Here is a 20209-nt window from a genome sequence, read left to right as displayed (position 1 = left end):
GCGGACTGCGGGGTCAGCTGCCACTCGGCGTCCGGGAGGTCGGCGAAGACGTCCTGCGGGGTCCTGGTGGTCGTGGCGGGTCCTCGGGCGGGCCGGATCGGCGGGTCAGTGGTGGACGGGGACGGCGGTGGGGGCGGCGAGCGGTGCGCGGGCCGGGGTGCGGCGCTCCAGGGCGGCCGACCAGAGCGCGAGGACCAGCGCGGAGGCGGCGAGCAGGGCGCCGACCCAGTTCGGGGCGGTGTAGCCGAGACCCGCGGTGATCACCAGGCCGCCGAGCCAGGCGGCCAGCGCGTTGCCGAGGTTGAAGGCGCCGATGTTGACGGCGGACGCCAGGGTGGGGGCGCCGTGCGCCTGGTCCAGGACGCGCTTCTGCAGCGGCGGGACGGTGGCGAAGCCCAGTGCGCCGACCAGCAGGATCGTGACGGCGGCCAGCACCTTGCTGTGCGCGGTGAAGGTGAACACGGCGAGCACCACGGACAGGCCGCCGAGCGTCACGTACAGCATCGGCATCAGGCGGCGGTCGGCGAAGCGGCCGCCCAGCAGGTTGCCGAGGAACATGCCGGCGCCGAACAGCACCAGCAGCCAGGTCACCGCGCCCTCCGAGTAGCCCGCCACAGTGGTCATCATCGGGGCGATGTAGGTGATCGCGGCGAACACCCCGCCGAAGCCGAGCACCGTCATCGCCATCGCCAGGACCACCTGGACGTTGCGGAACGCGGCCAGCTCGCGGCGCAGCCGGGTGCCCTCGGGGCGCGGCAGCTGGGGGACCAGCCGGGCGATGCCCAGCAGCCCGACCACGCCCAGCGCGGCGACCGCGGCGAAGGTGGCCCGCCAGCCGAGCGCCTGGCCGATGAAGGTGCCGAGCGGGACGCCGACGATGTTGGCGACGGTCAGGCCGGTGAACATGGTGGCGATCGCGCCGGCCTTCCGGTCCGGCGCCACCAGGTCGGCGGCGACCACCGCGCCGATGCCGAAGAACGCGCCGTGCGCCAGCGAGGCGACGACCCGGCCCGCCAGCATCAGGCCGAAGCCCGGCGCCACCGCGGACAGCAGGTTGCCGGCCGTGAACAGGCCCATCAGCAGCATCAGCATGGTCCGGCGGTTCATCCGGGTGCCGAGCGCCGTCATCAGCGGCGCGCCGAGCACGACGCCGATCGCGTACCCGGTGACCAGCAGGCCGGCGGTGGGGATCGACACCCCGAAGTCGCCGGCGATCTGCGGCAGCAGGCCCATCACCACGAACTCGGTGGTTCCGATCCCGAAGGCCCCGATGGCCAGGGCGAGGAGCGCGAGAGGCATGACGCCACCCTCCATGCGATTGCTTGTGCGTCTTACGTGCTTCGACAATAGTTGCAGACGCTCGGTATATGCAAACGCTGGCAATCTTCGGATGCGGGTATCCTGGGAATCGTCGTCCTCGCAAGCCCTCGGAAGGAGACCGGGCCCGTGACCGCCACCGATCCCGCGCTGACCGCCCTCGCCAGCGGCTGGGCCGCGCTCTACGTGCTGCACGGACGGATCGACGCGCACATCGAACGCGCCCTGCAGGCCGAGCACGACCTCAGCGTCCGGGAGTACTCGCTGCTCGACGTGCTCAGCCGCCAGCACGACGGCGAGGGCGGCCACCTCCAGATGAAGCAGGTCGCCGACGCGGTCGTGCTCAGCCAGAGCGCCACCACCCGCCTGGTCACCCGCCTGGAGGACCGCGGCCTGCTCGCCCGCTACCTCTGCCCCACCGACCGCCGCGGCATCTACACCGACGTCAGCGAAGCCGGCCTCACCCTCCTAGCGGCCGCCCGTCCCACCAACGACAGCGCGCTGCGCGAGGCCCTCGACGAAGCCGCCAAGAACCCCGAACTCGCCCCGCTGGTCAGCGCCGTGGAGTCGGTGAACCGCTGACATGGAACGCGACGAACGGCTGTCGGCCCAGGAGGCGGCGCTGGACGCGCTGCTCGGCGCGCTCGGCCTCCGCTACGAGGAGCAGCCGGACGAACGGGTCGCCCGACTCGACGCGCGTGCACCCGGCTACGCCCAGTACCACCGCATCGGGCACAAGCGGCAGACCGCGTACCGGGCCCTCGAAGCGGACCGGCGGCTGACCGCGGACCACGCCGACCTGGTCGTCCGGGCCCTGCTCGCCGACGACGACCCCACCTCGCCGAGCTGGCTCACCCGCGCGCTGCTCGACGCGCTCGGCCGCCGCCGCACGGTGGACGCGCTGACCACCGCCGCCGCGCACGGCACGCCCTACCAGCAGAGCTGCGCCGCCCGGGCCCTGCACTGGGCCGCGCCCAGGGCGTGACACCGCGCGCCGGTGGCGTGCGCTCGCTCGTCGGGGTGAGTGATCGGCGGATCGCTCTGGGTACGCTGGAGAAGCTGTGAGACTCCGGCCCATGGGAGCACCGATGACCGTCGCACCTGAGCCCACCTGGCCCGTTCCCCCCGAGGGCGGCTGGACCGCCGACGACCTCGACCGGCTTCCGAACCTGCCTCCGCACACGGAGCTGCTCGACGGGAGTCTGGTTTTTGTGAGTCCGCAGTCCCTCTTCCACCTCTGTGCGATCAACCTGCTGTACTACGGCTTGCTCCAGGCCAAACCGGCGGAGCTGGCGGCGATCCGCGAGATGACGGTGACCCTCGGCAGGCGGGACCGCCCCGAGCCGGACATCATCGTGGTGCCACGCGAGGCGGCCACGGACGCCCGGCAGACCACCTTCCAGCCGGGTGACGTGATGCTGGCGGTCGAGGTGGTGTCGCCGGACTCGGTGGCGCGTGACCGCGAGGTGAAGCCGCGCAAGTACGCCGGGGCCGGGTTCCCGCACTTCTGGCGGGTGGAGAACGAGAGCGGAGAGCTCGCGGTGCACGTCTTCGAGCGGGACGGGGCGACCGGGGCGTACGCGCCGGTGGGGATCCACCGGAAGCGGCTGGCCCTCGATCTGCCGTTCCCGATCGACATTGATCTGACGGACCCGCAGCGGTGGCTGTGACGTCGGGTCAGGCGGCGAGGGCGGCGGTGAGGGCGGCGGCGTCGTAGCGGGCCAGGAGGAGGTGGGCGAGCTCCGGGGAGGCGCCGAGGACGTCGGCGACCAGGTCGGCGTCGGTGGCGGCGGCGGTGATGCGGTCGGGGAGCAGGCCCGGGGCGAGCAGGTACGGGGCGACGGCGGTGCGGGCCGCGCCGCGGGCCCGCAGGGCGGCGATCGCGTCCTGGACGGTGGGGCCGCCGGTGGAGGCGTGGGCGAGTTCGACGGCGGCCCAGCCGCGGGTGGCCTGCCAGGTGGCGGCGACGGCGCGGGTGGCGGCGTTCGCGGCGGGGTCGGAGGACCCGGCGGAGGCGAGGACCACGCCGGTGCGGGCGCGGACGGCGGGGGAGCGGACGTCCAGGCCGGCTTCGGCGAGGCGGCGGTCGAGGGCGTCGAGCAGCAGGGGCGAGGGGCCGAGCACGTCGGCGACCGGGAGGGCGGCACCGGCGGCGCGCAGCGCGGCGGGGATGTCGTGCTTGGCGTGGTACGCGCGGCTCAGCAGCAGCGGGACGGCGACGGCGTCGGTGAGCCGGCCGAGGACCTGGGGGATGCGCGGGGCGCAGTGGTCCAGGTAGGCGGTGGCGACGTCGAGGCCGGGGCGCAGGGCGCGGACGGCGCCGACGAGTCGGTCGACGGTGGCGGCGTGCCGGGGGTCGCGGCTGCCGTGGGCGATGAGGAGGAGGGTGGGCCCCGAGGGGGCGGCGGCCCCCTCGGGGCGGCGGGTCATCGGGTGTTCACCAGCAGTCCGCGGCTGCGCAGGACGCGCCGCTCGATCGGGGAGAAGAACAGCAGGTCGATGGCGACGCCGACGACGAGGATCAGGACGATGCCGAGCAGCACGCCGGACATGTCGTTGAACTCGCGCTGGTTCTCCAGGTACCGGCCGAGGCCGAGGCCCAGGTCGGGGGAGGAGGCGATGAGTTCGGCGGCCATCAGGGAGCGCCAGGAGAAGGCCCAGCCCTGCTTGAGGCCGGCCAGGTAGCCGGGGAGGGCGGCGGGCAGCAGGATGTGGCGGGCACCGCGCAGGCCGGTGGCGCCGAGGGTCTTGCCGGCCCGCAGGTAGAGCGGCGGGACCTGGTCGATGCCGGAGATCAGGCCGTTGGCGATGGACGGGACGGCGCCGAGCAGGATGACGGCGTACATCGCGGAGTCGTTGATGCCGAGCCAGATGACCGCGGCCGGCACCCAGGCGACCGAGGGCAGCGACTGGAGGCCGGCGAGCACCGGGCCGACGGCGGCGCGGACCGGCTTGACCTGGGCGACCAGCAGGCCGAGCGGGGTGCCGATGACGACGGACAGCGCGAAGCCGGACAGGCCGCGCCAGACGCTGGTCCAGATGATCGAGAACAGCGTGCCCTGGTACCAGAGGTCCTGGAACGCGACGAACACGTCCGCGGGGCTGGGCAGCTTGTAGGAGCTCGTCAGGTGGAGGCTGTAGGCGAGCTGCCAGAGGGCGAGCACCAGGGCGATGCCGAGGATCGGCGGCAGCACCTTCTGGCGGAGCACCTGGCCGATCGGGGTGCGCTGGGCCTGGTAGGTCTCCAGGGCGTCGAGGCCGGCCTCGACGCTCGCGGAGTCGGAGGTCTCCGGCTGCTGGTCCTGGTCCTTGACCAGGGTGGTGTCAGGGCTGCTGGACATGGCGGCGGATCTCCCCACGCAGGTGCTCGGTGATCTCGATGGACAGATCCGCGACGCCCGCGGACTCGATGCGGCGCGGCTGCGGCAGGTCGATCCGCCACTCCTTGGCGATCCGGCCGGGCCGGGAGGAGAGCAGGACGACCCGCTGGGCGAGCCGGACGGCCTCGCGCACGTTGTGGGTGACGAACAGGACGCTGAGCCGCTGCTCGGCCCAGATCCGGGTGATCTCGTCGTGCAGCACGTCGCGGGTGATGGCGTCGAGTGCGGCGAACGGCTCGTCCATCAGCAGCACGTTGGAGCCCTGGGCGAGCGAGCGGGCCAGCGCGACGCGCTGGCGCATGCCGCCGGACAGCTCGTGCACCCGCTTCTTGAACGAGCCGCCGAGCCGGACCAGCTCCAGCAGGCGCTCGGCCTCGGACTGGCGCTCGGCCTTGGGCACGCCGGCCAGGCGCAGGGCGAGTTCGATGTTCTTGCCGGCGCTGAGCCAGGGGAACAGCGCGTGGTCCTGGAACATCAGGGCGGGGCGGGCGCCGGGCACCTCGATGGTGCCGGCGGTCGGCCGGTCGAGGCCGGCCACCAGGTTGAGCAGGGTGGACTTGCCGCAGCCCGAGGCGCCGAGCAGCGTGACGAACTCGCCGGGCGCGACGTCGAGGCTGATGTCGTCCAGCACCGGGGCTGCGGTGCCGGGACGGCCGAAGGTCTTGTGCACGTGCGAGAGCCGGACGGCGTACTCGCCGTCCGGGGTGTCGACGGCGGGGGCGGCTGCCGAGGTGGTCAGTGCCGTGGTCATGGGCACCTCCTGCGTGGAGTCTGGCGGTGGGCGGCTGGGAGCCGGGGTCCGGCCCCGCCCCGGCCCGGTGGGTGGGCATCGAGGGGGCAGGGGCGGGGCGCGGACCGCGGAGCTACGGGAGGGGTCGGGTCACTTGGCGCCGAGACCGGCGTCGGCGACGGCCGGCTGACCCTTCTCCTTGAGCACCTTGTTGAGCGGGTTCAGGTCGTAGATCCCGGCCAGGGTGGGCTTCTTGAGCAGCCCGGCGGTCACCGCGTGGTCGGCCTCGGCCTGCAGGGTGCCGGCCAGCGGGTCGTCCAGGAAGTCGATGTCGGCCCAGGCCGGGTCGAGCACCGCGGCGTCCAGGGCGTTGCCCGCGTCGGCCTTGATCTGGGCGTTGGCGGCGGCCTTGGCCTGGTCGGGGTTGGCCTTGATGAAGGCGTTGGTGTTCACCGAGCCGCGCAGCACGGCCTCGACCACGTCCGGGTGCTCCGTGAGGAACTTCTGCGAGACGATGATGTTGGTGATCACGAACTTCTTGTCGGGCCAGACGTCCTTCTCGTTCAGCAGGACCTTGGCGCCGAGGGTGACCAGCTTGGAGGCGGTCGGCTCGGGCACCCAGGCGCCGTCGATCGAGCCGGACTTGTACGCGTCCGGGGTCACCTTGTTGTCGGTGCGGACCACGCTGACGTCGCCGGCGCCGGACTGGGCGTCGACCTTCCAGCCCTTGCCCGCCAGGTAGTTGAGCAGCGCCACGTCCTGGGTGTTGCCCAGCTGCGGGGTGGCGATCTTCTTGCCCTTGAGGTCGTCGACCGTCTTGATCTTGTCGGGGTTGACCACCAGCTTGACGCCGCCGGAGGCCGAACCACCGATGATCTTCAGGGACTTGCCCTCGGACTTGGTGTAGCCGTTGATCGCCGGGGAGGGGCCGATCCAGCCGATGTCGATCGAGCCGGCGTTCAGCGCCTCGATCTCGGCCGGGCCGGCGTTGAAGACCTGGGTCTTGATCTGGGTGGCGCCGAGCTCCTTCTGGAACAGGCCCTGCTGCAGGCCGACCAGGGCGGTGCCGTGGGTCAGGTTGGCGAAGTAACCGATCTTGACCGTGTCGGCGGAGAGCTTGGCGCCGCCGGCGGACGCGGCCGGGGCGGCGGAGGCCTTGTCGGTGCTCTTCGAGCCGTAGCTGCAGGCCGAGAGCAGACCGGCGGCGGTGATCACGGCCGCGGTGACGGCGGCGGCCCGTCTGATCCGACCGGCGTTGGGGCGGTTCGGGGTATGGGTGGACTCGGTGCTCGGTGCCATGGGAGGTGTCCCGTTCATGAACGTAGGGATGGGTGGCCTGTCGTGCGTGGGTCGCGCCGGGCCGGCGCCTGCTGTGGGAAGGTCCGGGCCCGGTGCCAGGGGATCAGTGCCCCTGGCAGGACCCACATCGGGACAGGCCGCCCTCGCCACTGCCGAGGGCGCCGCTGCCGACGCGGCCGCCTTCCTTGTTCATGCCCGAGAACGCCTCGCTGGGCATCAGACCCAGTCCTCCTCGTCGGGAGCGTCGTTGGTGCTGACGGTGTCGAACGCCTCGCCCGCCATGCCGGCGGTGAGGGTGGTGCCGTCGGCCGGATCGATCAGCAGGAACGATCCGGTCCGGCGGTTGTCGGTGTAGTCGTCCAGCGCCAGCGGCTCGGCGGTGCGCAGCACCACGTGGCCGATGTCGTTGACCTTCAACCCCTCGGCGCCGGAACGCTGTTCCAGGGAGTCGATGTCGATCCGGTACGAGATCTCCTTGACCAGCGCGCGCACCGTGCGGGTGGTGTGCTTGAGCAGCACCTTCGCCCCGACGGTCAGCGGACGCTCGTTCAGGTGGCAGACGGTGGCCTCGATGTCCTTGGTGGGGACGGGGGCCGGGCCGGCCGCGATCAGGTCGCCGCGGGAGATGTCGATGTCGTCGGCGAGCCGGACGGTGACCGACTGGGGGGCCCAGGCGATGTCCGTCTCCGCGCCGAGCGCGTCGATCCCGGCGACCGTGCTGGTGTGGCCGGAGGGCAGCACCGTGACGGTGTCGCCGACCCGCAGCACGCCGGAGGCCAACTGGCCCGCGTAGCCGCGGTAGTCGGGGTTCTCCTCGGTCTGCGGACGGATCACGTACTGGACCGGGAAGCGGGCCGGCTCGATGCTCGGGTCGCTGCCGACCGGGACGGTCTCCAGGTGCTCCAGCAGGGTCGGGCCGCCGTACCAGTCCATGTGGGCGGACGGCTCGACCACGTTGTCGCCGGCCAGCGCGGAGATCGGGACGGCCACCACGTCCTTGACGCCCAGCGAGGCGGCGTACGCGGTGAACTCCTCGGCGATGGCGGCGAAGACCGGCTCCGCGTACTCCACCAGGTCCATCTTGTTGACCGCGAGGACCACGTGCGGGACGCGCAGCAGCGCGGCGACGGCCGCGTGCCGGCGGGTCTGCTCGACCACGCCGTTGCGGGCGTCGACCAGGACGACGGCCAGCTCGGCGGTGGACGCGCCGGTCACCATGTTCCGGGTGTACTGCACGTGCCCGGGGGTGTCGGCGAGGATGAACCGGCGCCGCGCGGTGGCGAAGTAGCGGTACGCCACGTCGATGGTGATGCCCTGCTCGCGCTCGGCCCGCAGGCCGTCGGTCAGCAGCGCCAGGTCGGGCGCCTCCTGGCCGCGGCGGCGGGAGGCGTGCTCGACGGCCTCCAGCTGGTCCGCCAGGACCGACTTGGAGTCGTGCAGCAGCCGGCCGACCAGGGTGGACTTGCCGTCGTCGACGGAGCCGGCGGTGGCGAAGCGGAGCAGCGAGGTGGCGCTGGTCTCGATGGTGGTGCTCATGCTTAGAAGTACCCCTCGCGCTTGCGGTCTTCCATGGCGGCCTCGGACATCTTGTCGTCCGCGCGGGTGGCGCCACGTTCGGTGAGGCGGCTGGCGGCGATCTCGGCGATGACGTCCGCGATGGTGGCGGCGTCCGAGTCGACGGCGCCGGTGCAGGACATGTCGCCGACGGTGCGGTAGCGGATCAGCCGCTTCTCGACCGTCTCGTGCTCCTTGGGGCCGCCCCACTCGCCGGCGGTCAGCCACATCCCGTCGCGCTTGAACACGTCGCGCTCGTGGGCGTAGTAGATCTCCGGGAGCTCGATGTCCTCGCGCTCGATGTACTGCCAGACGTCCAGCTCGGTCCAGTTGGAGAGCGGGAAGACGCGCACGTGCTCGCCCGGCGCGTGCCGGCCGTTGTACAGCGACCACAGCTCGGGCCGCTGGCGCCGCGGGTCCCAGGCGCCGAACTCGTCGCGCAGGGAGAAGACGCGCTCCTTGGCGCGGGCCTTCTCCTCGTCGCGGCGGCCGCCGCCGAAGACCGCGTCGAACTTGTTGGACTCGATGGCGTCCAGCAGCGGCACGGTCTGCAGCGGGTTGCGGGTGCCGTCCGGGCGCTCGCGCAGCAGGCCGCGGTCGATGAAGTCCTGCACCGAGGCGACGTGCAGCCGCAGGTTGTGCTGCGCGGCCGTGCGGTCGCGGTACTCGATGACCTCGGGGAAGTTGTGGCCGGTGTCCACGTGCAGCAGCGAGAAGGGGATCGCCGCCGGGGCGAAGGCCTTCAGCGCCAGGTGCAGCATGACGATGGAGTCCTTGCCGCCGGAGAACAGGATCACCGGCCGCTCGAACTCGCCCGCCACCTCGCGGAAGATGTGCACCGACTCGGCCTCGAGGGCGTCCAGGTGCGACAGCGCGTAAGGGTTCCCGTCGGTGGCGACGAGGCTCCGGGTGGCGGTGGTCATGCGAGGCCCCTCTCGGTCAGGAAGGCGTGCAGATCGGCTGCGGACTCGGCAACCGTTCGGCCCTGCGTCTGGATGCGGAGCTCCGGGTCCTCCGGGGCCTCGTACGGGTCGTCCACCCCGGTGAGACCCGAGATCTCACCGGCGGCCTGCTTGGCGTACAGGCCCTTGACGTCGCGCTCCGAGCACAGCTCGACCGGGGTCGCGACGTGGATCTCCAGGAAGTCGGTGCCGTTCGCCAGGTGCCGCTCGCGCACCGCGGCGCGGGAGTCGGCGAACGGGGCGATCACCGGGGCCAGCACCTTCACACCGTTGGCCGCCAGCTTCTCGGCGACGAAGCCGATCCGGGTGACGTTGGTGTGCCGGTCCTCGCGGGTGAAGCCGAGGCCCTTGGAGAGGAACTCGCGGATCTCGTCACCGTCGAGCACCTCGACCTTGTGGCCCTCGGCGCGCAGGCGCTCGGCGAGGGCGAAGGCCAGGGTGGTCTTGCCCGCGGAGGGCAGCCCGGTCAGCCACACGGTGGCGCCGCGCTCGCAGGCGGCGGCCGGGACGGCCGCCTCTGCGGCTTCTCCGGTCGCCGGGGTGGTGGCTGTGCTCACGGTGACTTCTCCTAGGTGGTCGTGAAGGGGGATCAGAGGTGGATGCCGCACTCGGTCTTGCCCGAGCCGGCCCAGCGGCCGGCGCGGCCGTCCTCGCCCTCGCCGGGCTTGGCGGTGCAGGACAGCGGCGAGCAGCCGATCGAGGTGTAGCCCTCCCACAGCAGCGGGTTGAGCAGCACGCCGTTGGCCTGGACGTAGGCGTCCACGTCGTCCTGGGTCCAGCGGGCGATCGGGGCCAGCTTCACCTTGCGGCGCTTCGGGTCCCACGCCACCACCGGGGTGTTGGCGCGGGACGGCGACTCGTCGCGGCGCAGCCCGGTGGCCCAGGCGTCGTAGCCGCCGAGACCGCGGTTCAGCGGCTCGACCTTGCGCAGCGCGCAGCACTGGTCCGGGTCGCGGTCGTGCAGGTTCGGCCCGTACTGGGCGTCCTGCTCGGCCACGGTGAGCTTCGGGGTGAGCGTGATGACGTTGACCTTCATGGTCGCCGCCACCGCGTCCCGGGTGCCGATGGTCTCCGCGAAGTGGTAGCCGGTGTCCAGGAACACCACGTCCACGCCGGGCAGCACCGTGGAGGCCAGGTGGGCGACCACCGCGTCCTCCATCGAGGAGGTGACGCAGAAGCGCTTGCCGAAGTGGTCGGCCGCCCACTGCAGGATCTCCTGCGCTGAGGCGTCCTCCAGGTCGCGGCCGGCCGCGGTGGCCAGTGCCTCGTAGTCAGTCATCCGTGTTCCCCCCGTTGGCGGTCGACAGCAGGCCGAGGAACTTCAGCTGGAAGGCCCGGCGGCAGGAGTGGCACTCCCAGGCGCCGTGCCCGGCCTCGGAGGGCCGCAGGTCCTCGTCCCCGCAGTACGGGCAGTGGAACGGCGCAGCACGCTCGCTCATGCGGCCACCTCGCTTCGCTCGGCGGTCGCTTCGCGAGACACGCACCTCTTGATGGTTCGCTCGCTTCGCTCGCTCACGACAACTGCTCCTCGCTGGCCCGGGCCGCCCACTGGGCGAACCGCTCGCCGTCCTTGCGGTCGTCCTGGTAGCGGGTCAGCACGCGCTCGACGTAGTCCGGCAGGCCGGCGCTGGTGACCTTGAGGCCGCGGACCTTGCGGCCGAAGCCGGCCTCCAGGCCGAGCGCGCCGCCGAGGTGCACCTGGTACCCCTCGACCTGCTCGCCGTTCTCGTCGGTGACCAGCTGGCCCTTGAGGCCGATGTCGGCGACCTGGATGCGGGCGCAGGCGTTCGGGCAGCCGTTGATGTTGATGGTCAGCGGCTCGGAGAACTCCGGCAGGCGGCGCTCCAGCTCGTCGATCAGGGTGCGGCCGCGCTCCTTGGTCTCGACGATCGCCAGCTTGCAGTACTCGATGCCGGTGCAGGCCATCGTGCCGCGGCGGAACGGCGACGGGGTGACCCGCAGGTCCAGCGCCTCCAGGCCGGCCACCAGCGACTCGACCTGGTCCTCGGCGATGTCGAGGACGAGCATCTTCTGCTCGGCGGTGGTGCGCAGGCGGTCCGAGCCGTGGGCGGCGGCGAGCTCGGCGATCTGGCCGAGGACCTTGCCGGAGACCCGGCCGACCCGCGGCGCGAACCCGACGTAGAACCTGCCGTCCTTCTGCCGGTGCACGCCGACGTGGTCGCGCCACTGGCCGGTGGGCTGCTCGGGCGCCGGGCCGTCGACCAGCTTGCGCTGCAGGTACTCGTCCTCCAGCACCTGGCGGAACTTCTCGGTGCCCCAGTCGGCGACCAGGAACTTCAACCGGGCGCGGTTGCGCAGGCGGCGGTAGCCGTAGTCGCGGAAGATGCCGATCACGCCGCCGTAGACGTCCGCGACGTCCTCCAGCGGGACCCAGGCGCCCAGGCGCACACCCAGCTTGGGGTTGGTGGACAGGCCGCCGCCGACCCAGAGGTCGAAGCCGGGGCCGTGCTCCGGGTGGTCCACGCCGACGAAGGCGACGTCGTTGATCTCGTGCGCCACGTCCAGCAGCGGCGAACCGGAGACCGCCGACTTGAACTTGCGCGGCAGGTTGGAGAAGTCCTTGTTGCCGATGAAGCGGCGCTGGATCTCCTCGATGGCGGGCGTGCCGTCGATGATCTCGTCCTCGGCGATGCCGGCCACCGGCGAGCCGAGGATGACGCGCGGGGTGTCGCCGCAGGCCTCGGTGGTGGACAGGCCGACGGCCTCCAGCTTCTGCCAGATCGCCGGGACGTCCTCGATCCGGATCCAGTGGTACTGGACGTTCTGCCGGTCGGTCAGGTCGGCGGTGCCGCGGGCGTACTCCTCGGAGACCTCGGAGATCGCCTTCAGCTGGGCCACCGTCAGGCGGCCGCCGTCGATGCGCACCCGGAGCATGAAGAACTCGGCGTCCAGCTCGTGCGGTTCGAGGATCGCGGTCTTGCCGCCGTCGATGCCCTCCTTGCGCTGGGTGTAGAGACCCCACCAGCGCATCCGGCCGCGCAGGTCCGCCGGGTCGATCGAGTCGAAGCCGCGGTGCGCGTAGATCGTCTCAATGCGTGTCCGCACATTGAGACCGTCGTCGTCCTTCTTGAACTGCTCGTTGGCGTTCAGCGGAGTGAAGTGGCCCATGCCCCACTGGCCCTCGCCGCGGTGGCGGGTCACCTTGCGGGCGGCGGGGCGGGGCGCGGGAGCGCCGCCGTCCTGGGGCTCGACCGTTTCGGGAGTGGTGGCCATGGTGTCGTCCTTAGAGCAGCTTGGCTGGTGCGGGGTGCTGGCATCCCCGGGCAAGGACTGCTCTGATCTGCGGGTTTCGGCAGATCCGGTGAACAGTGACCGAGGCCGGAGGGCGCCCGCGCATCCGCGTCGGCGGGGATGGGCGAGAAGGTGGCGCCGGGTGCGGTGGTGGCGGCGGGGTGGGGCTCAGGTCACCGGACAGATGGCGCTGGACACGCGAAGGAGATCGACGTGCAGTCGACCTACTAGGGTGGTTCCGGCGCTAGGCATGGCAAGAGATTCGCACGGGGAGCGACTCGCGGTCCACTAACGTCCGCATTCTGGACCCGTAAGTTTCGAAATGCGAGACGCGAATCGGAACCGGCACGCCGGCGTGCTCCCCGGTGGCAGCGCGCGCGTGCGTGCGCGCGGTACGGACACCCCGGGCCAGTACCGTAGGGGCGTGCAAGCAGCAGGCGGTACCCCGCACCCCCAGGACACCCCGGTCCGCGCCGGCCGCCGCCGGGGCGGCCGCCGCCGTGCCGCGAAGCGGAACACCTGGTACCGGACGGTCTGGTCGCTGGTCAAGGACACCACCAACACCTGCGTCGAGTACCGGGTGACCGGCCTCGCCGCCGAGGCCGCGTTCTTCACGCTGCTGTCCATCCCGCCGCTGCTGCTCTGCCTCGCCGGCACCCTCGGCTACCTCGACGACATCCTCGGCGCCGGCACCATCGACAAGCTCGAACAGGACATCATCTCGGCATCCGGGACGGTCCTCTCACCGAGCTCCATCGAGCAGGTGGTCAAACCGCTGCTGCACAGCGTCTTCAACGGCGGCCGGCCCGACCTGATCTCGATCGGTTTCCTGCTCTCCCTCTGGTCCGGCTCCCGGGCGCTCTACATCTTCATCGACACCATCACCGTGATGTACGGCCTCGACGGCAAGCGCGGGATCGTCAAGACCCGGATGATGTCGCTGGGCCTCTACCTCGGCGCCCTGGTGATCGGCTCGCTGGTGCTGCCGCTGCTGCTGGCCGGCCCCGGCCTGGTCGTCCACACCCTGCCCGACTCCGCCGGGCTGGTCAGCGCCCTCTACTGGCCGACCGCCATCCTGCTGCTGATCGTCTTCCTCACCACCCTCTACCACGTGGCCGTCCCGGTCTCGACGCCCTGGCGCGAGGACATCCCCGGCGCCATGGTCGCCCTGGTGGTGCTGGTGGTGTGCAGCGTGCTGCTCCGCCTCTACCTGGTCAGCTCGATCGAGGGCAAGAGCGTGTACGGCCAGCTCGCCGCGCCGGTCGCGGTCCTGCTGTGGATCGGCGTGGTCGCGCTCGCGGTCCTGATCGGCGCCGCGATGAACGCCGCCATAGACCGCCGCTGGCCGACCGTGGAGACCGCCGACGCCCGGGCCGAGAACGAGCGCGCCGAGGAGGAGGCCGCCGAGTACCTGGTCCGCGAGGCCGCCGCCCGGCGCGCCGTCGAACGCGCCCGGCGCACCCGCGAGCTCGGGCTCGCCGAGGGCGTCGAGGAGGAGTACTACGGGGAGGACGACGAGGACGACGGCGTGCCGCCCTCCGAGTACCCCGAGCGCTGGGCCGACTTCCTGCCGCACCGCGACCTGCGCGGCCGCCTCGGCGGCCGCGGCACCGAGCGCCGCCAGCCCCCGCCGCCGGACTCCGACCGGCCGCACTGACCCGGCCGCCGCCCGCGGGCCCGGCCCCGCCGGTCGCCACCGGGAAAACCGGTGGCGACCGGCGGGGCCGGTTCGCTACGGTGCCGTGGAAGGCCTGTGCAGGCCCCGTCGAGCCGGGAGGTGAGGACTGTGATGACCGTCGTTGCGACGGGCGCGGTTCGCGTCCACAAGTCCGTACGCCCCACTTCCGTGGTCTCCGGCTGACCTCACACGCTCTTCTTCCGGCGGGTCCGTAGCGGCACCGCCCGGCCGGGGCCACCCTCCTCGAAGGGTCCCACCCCGTTGCTTCCGCACACCTCCGCCCACCCGCTGTCCGGCCTCGGCTGGAACGGCGAGCGGGACGAGCAGTTCGCCCACCTCGCCGAGGCGGGCCTCACCCCGGGCCGGATCGCCCGGATCGACCGCGGGCAGTGCGACGTCGTGCTGCTCGACCCCGACACCGGCGAGCTCCGCACGGTGCGCGCCGACACCCGTCCGGTGACCACCGCCGAGACGGTGGAGAACCCCTGCACCGGCGACTGGGCGGCCGTCGACCTGGCCGCGCAGCCGATGCCGGCGCTGGCGGCGCTGCTGCCCCGCACCACCGCGATCATCCGCAAGTCGGCCGCCAAGCGGTCCGACGGCCAGGTGCTGGCGGCCAACATCGACACCGTGCTGATCGCGGTCTCGCTGGCGGCCGAGCCGGACCTGGGCCGGGTCGAGCGCTTCCTGGCGCTGGCCTGGGAGTCCGGCGCCCACCCGGTGGTGGCGCTGACCAAGGCCGACCTGGTCAACGACGCCGAATTCATCCGCGAGGACGTGGCGGGGGTCGCCCCCGGCGCGACCGTGCTGGTGGTCAGCGCCGAGACCGGCGAGGGCCTGGACGTGCTGCGCGCCTGCGTCGGCGGCTCCACCGCCCTGATCGGCCAGTCCGGCGCGGGCAAGTCCACGCTCACCAACGCGCTCGCGGGCACCGAGGCGATGGTGGTCCAGCAGACCCGCTCGGTCGACGAGAAGGGCCGGCACACCACCACCACCCGCGAGCTGATCCCGCTGCCCGGCGGCGGCGTGGTGATCGACACCCCGGGCCTGCGCGGGGTCGGCCTCTACGGCGGCGATGGCCTCGGCCAGGCGTTCGCCGAGATCGACGAGCTGGCGGGGGAGTGCCGGTTCGACGACTGCTCGCACCGCACCGAGCCGGGCTGCGCGGTCCGGGCCGCGCTGGCCGACGGCACGCTGCCCGAGCGCCGCTGGGAGAGCTTCCTGAAGCTCCAGCGGGAGAACGAGTGGATCGCCTCGCGCACCGACGCGCGGCTGGCCGCGGAGCGGGCGAAGAAGTGGAAGGCGCTCACCAGGTCGGTGCGCGGGCTGCCGGTCAGGAAGTGAGTGCGGGACGGCGCGGTCGCCCCGGGGTCAGGTCCCGGGGCGGCCGCGCCGTCGTCCTGGGGACGCCTCAGTCGGGCAGTTCGCCGGTCCGCATCACCTGGGCGTACCAGCGGGCGCTGTCCTTCGGGGTGCGCCGCTGGCTGGCGAAGTCCACGTGCACGATGCCGAAGCGCTTGCTGTAGCCGTACGCCCATTCGAAGTTGTCCAGCAGCGACCACAGGAAGTACCCCTTCACCGGGGCGCCCTCCTCGATCGCCCGGCGGACCGCGCCGAGGTGCCCGCGCAGGTACGCCACCCGCTCCGGGTCGTGCACGTCGCCGCTGGGGTCGCAGTAGTCCTCGTACGCGGCGCCGTTCTCGGTGACCAGCAGCGGCAGGCCGGGCAGGTCGTCGCGCAGCCGGACCAGCAGCTCGTACAGGCCGTCGGCGTCCACCGGCCAGTCCATGGCGGTGCGGCTGCCCTCGGCCGGCAGGAAGCGGATGCCCCGGTCGGCGGGCCACGGGGAGTCGCCCTGGTGGCCGTCCTGGCGCGGCGCGGTGCCGGTCGGGTCGGCGGCGACCACGGTCGGCGTGTAGTAGTTGATGCCGAGCGAGTCGATCGGGCGGGAGATCTCGGCCAGGTCGCCGTCGTGGACGAAGGACCAGTCGGTCAGGTGCGCGGTGTCGGCGAGCACGTCCGCGGGGTAGCGGCCGTGGAAGACCGGGTCGAGGAAGATCCGGTTGGCCAGGCCGTCGATCCGGCGGGCCGCGTCCAGGTCGCCGGGGGCGTCGGTGAGCGGGCGGACGGCGGCCAGGTTGAGGGTGAGCGAGACCTGGGCGGCGGCCGGCAGCTCGGCGCGCAGCGCGGCGGTGCCGAGGCCGTGCGCGAGCAGCAGGTGGTGGTGGGCGGTGAGCGCGTCGACCGGGTCCTTGCGGCCGGGGGCGTGCACGCCGTTGCCGTAGCCGAGGAAGGCGCTGCACCACGGCTCGTTGAAGGTGGTCCAGGTGGAGATCCGGTCGCCGAGCCGGCGGGCGGCGATCGCGGCGTACTCGGCGAAGCGGTACGCGGTGTCGCGCTCGGGCCAGCCGCCGGCGTCCTCCAGCTCCTGCGGCAGGTCCCAGTGGTAGAGGGTGGCGACCGGTGTGATGCCGTGCTCCAACAGGCCGTCCACCAGCCGGTCGTAGAACTCCAGACCGGCCTCGTTGGCCGGGCCGCGCCCGCCGGGCCGGATCCGCGGCCAGGCGAGCGAGAACCGGTAGGCGCCGAGGCCGAGGTCGGCCATCAGCGCGAGGTCGTCGCGCCAGCGGTGGTAGTGGTCGACCGCGATGTCACCGGTGTCGCCGTTGCGCACGGCGCCCGGGACGCGGCTGAAGGTGTCCCAGATGGACGGGGTCCGGCCGCCCTCGGCGGCGGCGCCCTCGATCTGGTACGCGGCGGTGGCCGCGCCCCAGACGAATCCGGGCGGGAATCCGGTGCGGACCGGTGCGGGCAGTGCTTCGACGCTCATGTCGCCTTCCATGGATGTAGGTTGCCAGGGCGGAGGGCTCAACCCTTGACGGCGCCCTGCATGATGCCGCCGACGATCTGGCGGCCGAGCAGGGCGAAGACCAGCAGCACCGGCAGGGTGCCGAGCAGGGTGCCGGCCATGATGATCGACTGGTCCGGGACGTAGCCCTGGCCGAGGGACTTCAGGGCGACCTGGACGGTCGGGTTCTGCGAACTGAGGGCCACGATCGGCCAGAAGAAGTCGTTCCAGGTGGCCATGAAGGTCAGCATGCCGAGCACGGCCATGCCGGGCCGGGCGACCGGCAGCACGATCGAGCGGAAGATCCGCAGCAGTGAGGCGCCGTCCACCCGGCCGGCCTCGATCAGCTCGTCCGGCAGGGCCTGCACCAGGTACTGGCGCATGAAGAACACGCCGAACGCGGAGACCAGCGAGGGCAGGATCACCGCGGGCAGCTTGTTCTGCAGGTCGAGCTTGACGATCACCATGAACAGCGGGATCACGCCCAGCTGCGGCGGGATCATCATGGTGCCGACGGTCACCGCGAGCAGCAGGCCCCGGCCGCGGAAGCGCAGCTTGGCGAAGGCGAAGCCGGCCAGCGTGGAGGAGAGCACCACACCGGCGGTGACGGTGGCGGAGACCACCAGCGAGTTGAGCAGCGCGGTGCCGATCGCGGCCTGCTGCAGCGCCTCGCCCAGGTTGTGGAAGAGGTTGGGGCCGGGGGTGAGCGCCGGGGTCGGCGAGCTCAGCTCGGCGTTGGAGCGGCTGGCGGCGACCAGGGTCCAGTAGAAGGGGAAGGCCGAGATCAGCGTCGCGGCGGCGAGGACCGCGTAGGCGAGCGGGCCGCCCTGGAGGGGGGAGCGCTTGGCGAGTCGCATGGGGGTCACCGGTCCGTACGGTTGCGCCGGGCGGCGATGGCCGCGTTGAGCAGGGCGAGCAGCACGATCAGCAGGAACATCACCCAGGCGACGGCGGCGGCCCGGCCGAGGTGGAAGAAGCTCCAGCCCTGCTCGTAGAGGTAGAGGCCGAGGGTCTGGTACTGGTGCGAGATGCCGCCGCCCGCGTTGCCCTCGTAGAGCAGCGGTTCGCCGAAGAGCTGGGTGGCGCCGATGGTGGAGACGACCACGGTGAAGACGATGGTCGGCCGCAGCCCGGGGATCGTGACGTGGCGGAACTGCTGCCAGCGGGAGGCGCCGTCGACGGCCGCCGACTCGTACAGCTCGCCGGGGATGGCCTGCATGCCGGCCAGGTAGATCAGCGCGTTGTAGCCGGTCCAGCGCCAGGTGACGACGGTGGAGACGCCGATCTGGGAGGCCCAGGTGTCGGCCTGCCAGTCCACCGGGTTGAGCCCGACGGTGCTCAGCACCCAGTTGATCAGGCCGTAGTCGCGGCCGAACAGCTGGGCGAAGACCAGGGTCGCGGCGGCGACCGAGGTGGCGTAGGGCAGCAGCATGGCGACCCGGAAGAAGCTCCGGCCGCGCAGCTTGTAGTTGAGCAGGTGGGCCAGGCCGAGGGCCATCAGCAGCTGCGGCACGGTGGAGAGCACGCCGATGGTGAAGGTGTTGCGCAGCGCGTTCCAGAAGAACGGGTCGTCCAGCAGCCGGGTGTAGTTCTGCAGGCCCAGCCAGTCCATCCGGTCGGAGGTCTGCAGCTCGACCCGGTGCAGCGAGACGTACGCGGTGTACAGCAGCGGGAAGAGGCCGAAGGCGGCGAACAGGACGAAGAACGGCGCGACGAAGCCGTACGGGGCGATCCGCCCGGTGCGGCCGCGCCGGGCCGGGGCGGTGCCGGCGGCCGGCAGCCGGGCGGCGGAGGTGGTGGCCATGAGAGGGATCCTTCGACGGGCGGGGTGCCCGGCCGGCTGCCACCGGCCGGGCACACCGACGGGCGATCAGCTGCCGTTGGCCTTCTTGATGTTGTCCATCGCGTGCTTCCACGCGGCGTCGGGCGCGGTGTTGGTGCGCTCGACCTCGCCGAGGGCGTCGGTGAACGCCTTGCCGACCACGCCGTCGTCGGTGCCCAGCACCTGGGCGGGCATGTTGGCCGCGGACTCGCTGAAGATCTCGCCGATCGGCGCGTCGTTGAAGTAGGGGTCCTTCACGGCCTTGATCGAGGCCTGCGCGCCGGTCGAGGACGGGAAGGAGCCCTGCTTGGTGAAGAGGGTGGCCTGCTGCTCCTTGGCGGTGAGCCACTTGATCAGCTCGGCGGCCTCCTTCTGGTGCTTGGAGGTCTTCGGGACGGCCAGGTACGAGCCGCCCCAGTTGCCGGTCTTGCCGGGGCCGGCGGCGATGTCCCACTTGCCCTTGGCGGCGTCGCCGGCCTGGCCCTTGATGTAGCCGATCATCCAGGCGGGGCAGGAGAGGGTGGCGAACTTGCCGGTGGAGAAGGCCTTGTTCCACTCCGGGGTCCACTGCGGCAGCTTGGCGGAGAGCCCGTCGGCGACCAGCTTGGTGGCGTCCGCCCAGGCGGTCTTCACACCGGGGTTGGAGTCGTAGACGGCCTTGCCGCTCTCGTCGGCGTAGCGGACCTTCTGCTGGCCGACCTCGGCGGTGAACATGCCGGCCGCGCTGTCGGTCCAGGCGTTGCCGGCCTCGGCCTTGGCCGCGTACTGCTTGCCGAGGTCGAGGTAGCCCTGCCAGGTGGACCACTTGGCGGCCAGCTCGGTGCGGTCGGTGGGCAGTCCGGCGGCCTTGAAGAGGTCGGTGCGGTAGCAGATCGCCTCCGGGCCGATGTCGGTGCCGGCGCCGAGCACCTTGCCGTCCGCGGTCTTCACCGCGGCGCCCTTCCAGGCGACCAGGTCCTCGTTGGTGATGCCGAGGGTCTTGAGGTCGACGAACTTGTCCGCCTGCTTCTGCAGGACGCCGGCCACCCGGCCGACCTCCAGGCCCTGGATGTCGGCGAGGCCGCCGCCGCCCGCGAGCTTGGTCTGCAGTGCTTGCCAGTACTGGCCCTCGTCCTGGGTGTCGGTCTGCTTGACGGTGACCTCGGGGTGGAGCTTCATGTACTCGTCGTAGAGGCCGGACTCCTTGAACCCGAAGGTGCCGAAGAGGTCCACCGTGATGGTCACCTTGCCGTCGGCGGCGTCCTTGGACCCGGCGGAGCCGGAGCTCCCGCAGGCGGTGAGCAGCAGGGCGGCGGCGAGAGCGCCGGCCCCGAGGGCGGCGGTGGAGCGGTGGGCTCTGAACGGGCGCATGGGGGTGCCTCCTGGCA

The 20209-nt window shown here is 72.2% G+C and carries 21 protein-coding genes; 5 read left to right on the top strand and 16 right to left on the bottom strand.

The genetic code is table 11. From position 1 onward, the window contains the following. Window positions 1-105: 105 nt before the first annotated feature. Entirely contained in the window at window positions 106-1299 is a 1194-nt protein-coding gene (locus ABEB06_RS10110) for an MFS transporter (protein WP_345696485.1), read from the bottom strand. A 147-nt stretch (window positions 1300-1446) separates the two neighbouring features. Between ABEB06_RS10110 and ABEB06_RS10105 the strand changes: the two genes are divergently transcribed. The 3 genes from ABEB06_RS10105 to ABEB06_RS10095 all read left to right on the top strand — a co-directional run bounded on the left by ABEB06_RS10105 (window position 1447) and on the right by ABEB06_RS10095 (window position 2987). Further along, window positions 1447-1899: a MarR family winged helix-turn-helix transcriptional regulator gene (locus ABEB06_RS10105; protein ID WP_345696484.1), complete on the top strand. Its 453-nt coding sequence runs from the start codon at window positions 1447-1449 to the stop codon at window positions 1897-1899. A 1-nt stretch (window position 1900) separates the two neighbouring features. Then, window positions 1901-2302 (top strand): hypothetical protein, encoded by a 402-nt coding sequence (locus ABEB06_RS10100; RefSeq protein ID WP_345696483.1) that lies wholly within the window; start codon window positions 1901-1903, stop codon window positions 2300-2302. A 103-nt stretch (window positions 2303-2405) separates the two neighbouring features. Next, complete coding sequence (locus ABEB06_RS10095) at window positions 2406-2987, top strand: Uma2 family endonuclease (RefSeq protein ID WP_345696482.1); 582 nt, start codon at window positions 2406-2408, stop codon at window positions 2985-2987. 7 nt (window positions 2988-2994) lie between these two features. Here the strand turns inward: ABEB06_RS10095 and ABEB06_RS10090 are convergent, their stop codons facing one another. From ABEB06_RS10090 to ABEB06_RS10040, 11 genes are all read right to left on the bottom strand, one after another. Continuing rightward, window positions 2995-3747, bottom strand: coding sequence for a sirohydrochlorin chelatase (locus ABEB06_RS10090; protein WP_345696481.1), 753 nt, complete (start codon window positions 3745-3747; stop codon window positions 2995-2997). Beyond that, entirely contained in the window at window positions 3744-4658 is a 915-nt protein-coding gene (locus ABEB06_RS10085; protein ID WP_345696480.1) for an ABC transporter permease, read from the bottom strand. The genes ABEB06_RS10090 and ABEB06_RS10085 overlap by 4 nt, the downstream gene beginning before the upstream one ends. After that, on the bottom strand, window positions 4642-5448 hold the full coding sequence (locus tag ABEB06_RS10080; protein WP_345696479.1) for an ABC transporter ATP-binding protein: 807 nt from the start codon (window positions 5446-5448) through the stop codon (window positions 4642-4644). Before ABEB06_RS10080 ends, ABEB06_RS10085 begins: the two co-directional genes overlap by 17 nt. 129 nt (window positions 5449-5577) lie before the next feature. After that, on the bottom strand, window positions 5578-6726 hold the full coding sequence (locus ABEB06_RS10075) for an aliphatic sulfonate ABC transporter substrate-binding protein (RefSeq protein WP_345696478.1): 1149 nt from the start codon (window positions 6724-6726) through the stop codon (window positions 5578-5580). A gap of 216 nt (window positions 6727-6942) precedes the next feature. Further along, window positions 6943-8262, bottom strand: a complete 1320-nt coding sequence (locus tag ABEB06_RS10070; RefSeq protein ID WP_345696477.1) for a sulfate adenylyltransferase subunit 1 — start codon at window positions 8260-8262, stop codon at window positions 6943-6945. A 2-nt stretch (window positions 8263-8264) separates the two neighbouring features. Continuing rightward, window positions 8265-9203, bottom strand: coding sequence for a sulfate adenylyltransferase subunit CysD (gene cysD / locus ABEB06_RS10065; RefSeq protein WP_345696476.1), 939 nt, complete (start codon window positions 9201-9203; stop codon window positions 8265-8267). Further along, window positions 9200-9799, bottom strand: coding sequence for an adenylyl-sulfate kinase (cysC, locus tag ABEB06_RS10060; RefSeq protein WP_345696475.1), 600 nt, complete (start codon window positions 9797-9799; stop codon window positions 9200-9202). Before cysC ends, cysD begins: the two co-directional genes overlap by 4 nt. Window positions 9800-9831: 32 nt before the next feature. Further along, window positions 9832-10521 carry a phosphoadenylyl-sulfate reductase gene (locus ABEB06_RS10055; RefSeq protein WP_345696474.1) on the bottom strand — a complete coding sequence of 230 codons (690 nt, stop codon included), beginning with the start codon at window positions 10519-10521 and terminating at the stop codon, window positions 9832-9834. Then, the gene (locus ABEB06_RS10050) at window positions 10514-10681 is read right to left on the bottom strand and encodes a hypothetical protein (protein WP_345696473.1); all 168 of its coding nucleotides are present in this window, start codon (window positions 10679-10681) and stop codon (window positions 10514-10516) included. Before ABEB06_RS10050 ends, ABEB06_RS10055 begins: the two co-directional genes overlap by 8 nt. A gap of 73 nt (window positions 10682-10754) precedes the next feature. Beyond that, window positions 10755-12476 (bottom strand): nitrite/sulfite reductase, encoded by a 1722-nt coding sequence (locus tag ABEB06_RS10045; RefSeq protein WP_345696472.1) that lies wholly within the window; start codon window positions 12474-12476, stop codon window positions 10755-10757. 186 nt (window positions 12477-12662) lie between these two features. Continuing rightward, window positions 12663-12746 carry a putative leader peptide gene (locus tag ABEB06_RS10040; protein WP_310593185.1) on the bottom strand — a complete coding sequence of 28 codons (84 nt, stop codon included), beginning with the start codon at window positions 12744-12746 and terminating at the stop codon, window positions 12663-12665. Between the two features lie 172 nt (window positions 12747-12918). Here ABEB06_RS10040 and ABEB06_RS10035 point away from each other — a divergent pair, with 172 nt between their 5' ends. After that, complete coding sequence (locus ABEB06_RS10035) at window positions 12919-14151, top strand: YihY/virulence factor BrkB family protein (protein WP_345696471.1); 1233 nt, start codon at window positions 12919-12921, stop codon at window positions 14149-14151. A 282-nt stretch (window positions 14152-14433) separates the two neighbouring features. Then, on the top strand, window positions 14434-15516 hold the full coding sequence (gene rsgA, locus ABEB06_RS10030; RefSeq protein ID WP_345696470.1) for a ribosome small subunit-dependent GTPase A: 1083 nt from the start codon (window positions 14434-14436) through the stop codon (window positions 15514-15516). Between the two features lie 67 nt (window positions 15517-15583). On the opposite strand, the gene ABEB06_RS10025 is transcribed toward rsgA, so the two are convergent. The 4 genes from ABEB06_RS10025 to ABEB06_RS10010 all read right to left on the bottom strand — a co-directional run bounded on the left by ABEB06_RS10025 (window position 15584) and on the right by ABEB06_RS10010 (window position 20192). Continuing rightward, complete coding sequence (locus ABEB06_RS10025; protein WP_345696469.1) at window positions 15584-17002, bottom strand: GH1 family beta-glucosidase; 1419 nt, start codon at window positions 17000-17002, stop codon at window positions 15584-15586. A gap of 38 nt (window positions 17003-17040) precedes the next feature. After that, window positions 17041-17877 (bottom strand): carbohydrate ABC transporter permease, encoded by an 837-nt coding sequence (locus ABEB06_RS10020; RefSeq protein WP_345701794.1) that lies wholly within the window; start codon window positions 17875-17877, stop codon window positions 17041-17043. A 5-nt stretch (window positions 17878-17882) separates the two neighbouring features. Then, window positions 17883-18824, bottom strand: a complete 942-nt coding sequence (locus ABEB06_RS10015; RefSeq protein ID WP_345696468.1) for a carbohydrate ABC transporter permease — start codon at window positions 18822-18824, stop codon at window positions 17883-17885. A 66-nt stretch (window positions 18825-18890) separates the two neighbouring features. Beyond that, on the bottom strand, window positions 18891-20192 hold the full coding sequence (locus ABEB06_RS10010; protein WP_345696467.1) for an ABC transporter substrate-binding protein: 1302 nt from the start codon (window positions 20190-20192) through the stop codon (window positions 18891-18893). Window positions 20193-20209: the final 17 nt, after the last annotated feature.

The sequence above is a fragment of the Kitasatospora terrestris genome, assembly GCF_039542905.1.
GTDB lineage: Bacteria > Actinomycetota > Actinomycetes > Streptomycetales > Streptomycetaceae > Kitasatospora > Kitasatospora terrestris.
This window is presented reverse-complemented; position numbering and strand designations above follow the sequence as displayed.